The sequence below is a fragment of the Comamonas sp. genome, from assembly GCF_036666375.1.
In the GTDB taxonomy this organism is placed as follows: domain Bacteria; phylum Pseudomonadota; class Gammaproteobacteria; order Burkholderiales; family Burkholderiaceae_C; genus Comamonas.
In genome coordinates this window covers 1-4996 of record NZ_JAVWWA010000188.1, presented here as the reverse complement: position 1 = coordinate 4996, position 4996 = coordinate 1, and the positions used below count along the sequence as shown (strand labels likewise).

The 4996-nt window shown below is 67.2% G+C and carries 6 protein-coding genes; 3 read left to right on the top strand and 3 right to left on the bottom strand.

The window, feature by feature from the left end; all coding sequences use genetic code 11:
- Nucleotides 1–449 (bottom strand): CBS domain-containing protein (locus RR928_RS24250; protein ID WP_213293217.1); only part of this gene is annotated, 449 nt, incomplete at its 3' end.
- A gap of 216 nt (nt 450–665) precedes the next feature.
- Here RR928_RS24250 and RR928_RS24245 point away from each other — a divergent pair.
- Together RR928_RS24245 and RR928_RS24240 are read left to right on the top strand one after the other, a co-directional pair.
- Nucleotides 666–1964 (top strand): O-acetylhomoserine aminocarboxypropyltransferase, encoded by a 1299-nt coding sequence (locus tag RR928_RS24245; protein ID WP_332549538.1) that lies wholly within the window; start codon nt 666–668, stop codon nt 1962–1964.
- A gap of 17 nt (nt 1965–1981) precedes the next feature.
- A complete protein-coding gene (locus RR928_RS24240; protein ID WP_332549539.1) occupies nt 1982–2791 on the top strand; it encodes an alpha/beta fold hydrolase in 810 nt (269 codons plus the stop codon).
- Between the two features lie 58 nt (nt 2792–2849).
- Here RR928_RS24240 and RR928_RS24235 read toward each other — a convergent pair whose 3' ends face one another.
- Nucleotides 2850–3278 (bottom strand): VOC family protein, encoded by a 429-nt coding sequence (locus RR928_RS24235; protein ID WP_332539753.1) that lies wholly within the window; start codon nt 3276–3278, stop codon nt 2850–2852.
- Between the two features lie 27 nt (nt 3279–3305).
- Nucleotides 3306–4565: a YihY family inner membrane protein gene (locus tag RR928_RS24230; RefSeq protein ID WP_332684611.1), complete on the bottom strand. Its 1260-nt coding sequence runs from the start codon at nt 4563–4565 to the stop codon at nt 3306–3308.
- A gap of 63 nt (nt 4566–4628) precedes the next feature.
- Between RR928_RS24230 and RR928_RS24225 the strand changes: the two genes are divergently transcribed.
- On the top strand, nt 4629–4996 hold a 368-nt coding region (locus tag RR928_RS24225), incomplete at its 3' end, for a DUF2069 domain-containing protein (protein ID WP_332684608.1).

Sequence of the window (4996 nt, the reverse complement as noted above, 5' to 3'; positions counted from 1 at the left end):
TACTCCGCGCCCTGGCGCTCGCCTTCGGGCCAGTCGCGGATATAGGCCTTGAGCATGCGGTTCTCGAAGTTCTGGCTGTCGACGACGGCCTTGGCGACGTCGTAGAAGCTGATCACGCCCATCAGCATGCGCTTGTCCATCACGGGCATGTAGCGCGCGTGACGGTCAAGCATCATGCGGCGCACTTCGTCCATTTCGGTCTCCAGCGTGCAGGTCAGCGGCGCGTCGTCCATCGCCGAACGCACCAGCGTCGTGCCGGCGGCGTTCTTGACCAGCGCCTGTATCACTTCGCGGAACGTGAGCATGCCCACCACGTCCGAATGCTCCATGACGACCAGCGAGCCTATGTCCTTCTCGGCCATAGTCTCCACGGCGCGGCTCAGGGGCTCATCGGGGGAAATGGCGTACAAGGTGTTGCCCTTGACGCGAAGAATGTCGCGAACTTTCATTTTTTGTCTCCGGCTGCTGCCGCTGGGAATGGAGGACTCTCCAACTGGTGATCGATATTAGCCGACAAACCCGCGCCCCAGGCCGGTGATACGGCTTTTCACCCGTCGGCCACCAGGTCGCCTGGGTGCGCGTTCGCGCCGACCTGCCCATGCATAATCGTTGGCCCAGGCTCCCTCCGGGGCCACCGTTGCGACTGACCATATTCTGGAGACAAGATGCCCGGTTACTCTGACCCCGGCTTCGATACGCTGAGCCTGCATGCAGGCACCCAGCCCGACCCCGTGACGGGCGCGCGCGCCGTGCCCATCCATCTCACGACCTCGTTCGTGTTCGAGTCCAGCGACCATGCGGCCTCGCTGTTCAACCTTGAGCGGCCCGGCCATGTCTACAGCCGCATCAGCAACCCGACGAATGCCGTGCTCGAGCAGCGCGTGTCGGCGCTCGAAGGCGGCGTGGGCGCGATTGCCGTGGCCAGCGGCCAGGCGGCGCTGCACCTGTCGGTGGCCACATTGATGGGCGCGGGCAGCCATATCGTGGCCAGCACGGCGCTGTACGGCGGCAGCCAGAACCTGCTGCACTACACGCTGGCGCGCTTCGGCATAGAGACCACCTTCGTCAAGCCCGGCGACATCGACGGCTGGAAAGCCGCGGTGCGCCCCAACACCAAGCTGTTCTTCGGCGAGACCGTGGGCAATCCGGGCCTGGACGTGCTCGACATTCCCACCGTGTCGCAGATCGCGCACGAGGCCGGCGTGCCGCTGCTGGTCGACTCGACCTTGACGTCGCCCTGGCTGATGAAGCCCCTGTCGCTGGGCGCGGACATCGTCTACCACTCGGCCACCAAGTTCCTCTCGGGCCACGGCACGGTGATAGGCGGCGTGATCGTCGACGGCGGCAGCTTCGACTGGGAGCGTTCGGGCAAATTCCCCGAACTCAGCGCGCCCTACGACGGCTTCCACAACATGGTGTTCACCGAGGAAAGCAGCGTCGGCGCCTTCCTGCTGCGCGCGCGCCGCGAAGGCCTGCGCGACTTCGGCGCCTGCATGAGCCCGCATACCGCCTGGCTGATACTGCAGGGCATTGAAACCCTGCCGCTGCGCATGGAGCGCCACATGCGCAACACCGTCAAGGTGGTCGAGTTCCTCGCCAGCCACTCCATGGTCAGCCGCGTCGGCCACCCCATGCTCGAAAGCCACCCCAGCCATGCGCTGGCCAAGAAACTGCTGCCGCGCGGCGCGGGTTCGGTGTTCAGCTTCGACATCGCGGGCAACCGCAACCAGGGCAAGAAGTTCATCGAGACGCTCAAGGTCTTCAGCCACCTGGCCAACGTCGGTGACTGCCGCTCGCTGGTGATACACCCCGCGAGCACCACCCACTTCCGCATGGACGACGCGGCGCTTGCCGGCGCGGGCATCAGCCAGGGCACGATACGCCTGTCGATTGGCCTCGAAGACGCCGACGACCTGATCGACGACCTCAAGCGCGCGCTCAAGGCCGCGGAAAAAGCCGCCTAGGAGGAGGAGAAATCACCATGAACATCGAAGTCAACGGCCACTCCATTTACGCCTATACCGGCGGCAAGGCGCTGCGCCCCGAACTGCCCACGGTCATCCTGATCCACGGCGTGCTGTGCGACCACAGCGTCTGGGCGCTGCAAAGCCGCTATCTGGCCAACCACGGCTGGAACGTGCTGGCCATAGACCTGCCCGGCCATTGCCGCAGCGCGGGTCCGGCGCCGCAAAGCGTCGAGCAGGCGGCGCGCTTTGTCGCCGATCTGATGGATGCCGCGGGCCTGGAAAAGGCCGCGCTGGTGGGCCATAGCTGGGGCAGCCTGATTGCGCTGCAGGCCGCGGCCGACCTGGGCGAGCGCGTGAGCCACCTGGCGCTGGTGGGCACGGCCCACCCGATGAAGGTCTCGCCGGCGCTGCTCGAATCGGCGCTCAACACGCCCGAACAGGCGATACAGCTGGTCAATACCTTCTCGCGCGCGACGCTCGCACCGCCCGGCGGCGCGGGCAGCTGGGTGTTCGGCGCGGGCATGGCGCTGGGCCGGCGCGTGCTGGCCAGCAATGCGCAGCAGAACCTGCTGCACACCGGATTTCTGGCCTGCGACCGCTACACGGGCGGCGAGGCCGCGATCGCGGCCATCACCTGCCCCGTGCTGTTCGCGCTCGGCGCCCAGGACCAGATGACGCCGCCCAAGGCCGCCCAAGGCCTGATCCAGGCGGCCCAGGCCGCGGGCAAGAAGCCGCAGCGCGTGCTGCTGCCCATGGGGCACAACCAGATGACGGAGTCGCCCGACGAGACGCTGTTTGCGCTGCGGGATTTTCTGGCGGCTTGAGCCGCGCAGCTCCGCCCTGAGCCCTGCACTGTCGCAAGACAGGCGGGGCTTTTCCACTTCAGAAGGTCACGCGCACCGACTCCGCGCTGCGCTGCGCCTCGCCGTGGAACACGGCTTCGATGTTGTTGCCGTCGGGGTCGAGCACGAAGGCCGCGTAGTAGCCCGGATGGTAGGGCCGCTCGCCGGGCGCGCCGTTGTCGGTGCCGCCATGGGCCAGCGCGGCCTGGTAGAACGCCTCGACCATGGCGCGGTCCTTGGCCTGGAACGCCAAATGGTGGCGGCCGGTCAGATGGCCCTGCGCGGCCTGGCTGCCGGCCGTGGACACGAACAACTCGTCGGCCCAGAAATAGTCCTCGGCCGTGCCGCCCATGGGCACCTGCAGCGCCGCGAGCACGGCGGTGTAGAAGGTCTGCGCCCTGGGCAGATCGCGCACCACCAGCTGCAGGTGATCGATCAGCCGGCCGCGGTGAATTTCCATGGTTTCCATCGCACTCTCTCCTGGTGACAAAAATTCTCAACGGGGCAGCACGAACGGCACCAGGGCCGGCGGCTGGGCAATCACCTCGGGCAGCGGCAAGGCCTGGCCCAGCGTGAGTTCGTCCCAATGGCCCTGCTCCCACAATTTCTGCGTGCCCGGCGTCCTGTCGAGCAGCAGATGCTGCAGCAGCGGCGCGAGCAGCGTCTCGTCCGGGTCGCACAGCAGCACGTAGCGCGGCTCGACGTCGTCTATGGTGCGCGTCTGGCCTTCGTCGGGCAGCATGCCCAGCCAGCGCACCGTGGTCAGCGCCGCGAGCGCAGGCTCGAGCTGCAGCGCGTCGACCTTGAGGCGCCTGGCCAGCGCCAGCGGCTGCATGCCGCGCAGCGGCTGGCCGCGCTGCTCGTCGAGCACGGCAACGACTTCGAGCGCCAGCTCGAAGCTCCAGCCGCGGTGCGAGGAGCTGCGCTCCATGCCCGTGAGCAGGCTGGGCAGATAGGCCGTGACCACGGCGCCCAGCAGGAAGATCACCCAGGCCACATAGACCCAGATGAGCAGGATGGGCAAGGTGGCGAAGGTGCCGTAGATCACCGAATAGGTGGGCACCGAGGCCAGGTACAGCGCGAGAATGTTCTTGGCCAGCGCCATGCCGATGGCGACAAACAGGCCGCCGACAAACGCATGGCGCCACTTGACGGGCGTGTTCGGCACGTAGTGGTAGAGCGCGGCCATCGCGCCCGAAAGCAGCAGGAATTCAAGTGAATTGAAACCCACCTGCACCGCCTCGGGAAGCGCCGCGACTATGCCGCGCGAGGCCGACAACACATACGAGGTGGTGGCGATGCTGCCGCCCATGAGCAGCGGTCCCAGCGTGATCACCGCCCAGTAGATCAGCAGGCGCTGGCCCAGCGGCCGCATGCGCTGCACGCGCCAGATGTTGTTGAGCGTGCGGTCCATGGTCATGACCAGGCTGATCACCGTGACCAGCAGAAAGCCGAAGCCCACGCCGCCGAGCTGGCTGGCCTTGGCCGCGAACTGCATCAGATAGTCCATCACCTGCAGCGCGATGGAATCGGGAATCAGGCTGTCGATCAGCCAGCGCTGCAGCATCAGCTGCAGACGGCCGAACGTGGGAAACGCAGTGAACACCGCGAGCGCGACCGTGACGAACGGCACCAGCGCCAGCAGCGAGGTGAAGGTGAGACTGCTGGCCGTGAGGCCCAGCCGGTCTTCGCGAAAGCGCGCAGCCAGCGTGTGCGCGGTGTTGCGCCAGGGAAAGACGGTCAGGGTGTGGGCCAATTGGCGCCCGCGCATGCGCGCTCGGTGAAAGGACAAGGCCATGGCCGATATGATGCCACCTCCATGAATCCTTCCAATACCGAACCCGGCAGCGACGTCGCTGCCACCCGCTGGTGGGCCGTAGGCAGCCTGCTGGCCCTGATGCTGCTGTGCGTTGCCTGGGAGCTGTGGCTTGCGCCGCTGCGCCCCGGCGGCTCGTGGCTGGCGCTCAAGGCGCTGCCGCTGTGCCTGCCGCTGGCCGGCCTGCTCAAGCGCCGCATGTACACCTACCGCTGGGTCAGCCTGGTGGTCTGGCTGTACTTCACCGAAGGCGTGGTGCGTGCCTGGAGCGACCCCGCGCCCAGCCGCTGGCTCGCGCTGGCCGAAGTCGCGCTGTGCCTGTCGCTGTTCGTCGCCTGCACGCTGCATGTGCGCTGGCGCCAGCGCGCCGT

What these genes read in the sequence shown, in the direction of transcription:
- RR928_RS24245 (WP_332549538.1), top strand. Translation starts at nt 666, where the DNA reads ATGCCCGGTTACTCTGACCCCGGCTTCGATACGCTGAGCCTGCATGCA.
- RR928_RS24240 (WP_332549539.1), top strand. Translation starts at nt 1,982, where the DNA reads ATGAACATCGAAGTCAACGGCCACTCCATTTACGCCTATACCGGCGGC.
- RR928_RS24235 (WP_332539753.1), bottom strand. Translation starts at nt 3,278, where the DNA reads ATGGAAACCATGGAAATTCACCGCGGCCGGCTGATCGATCACCTGCAG.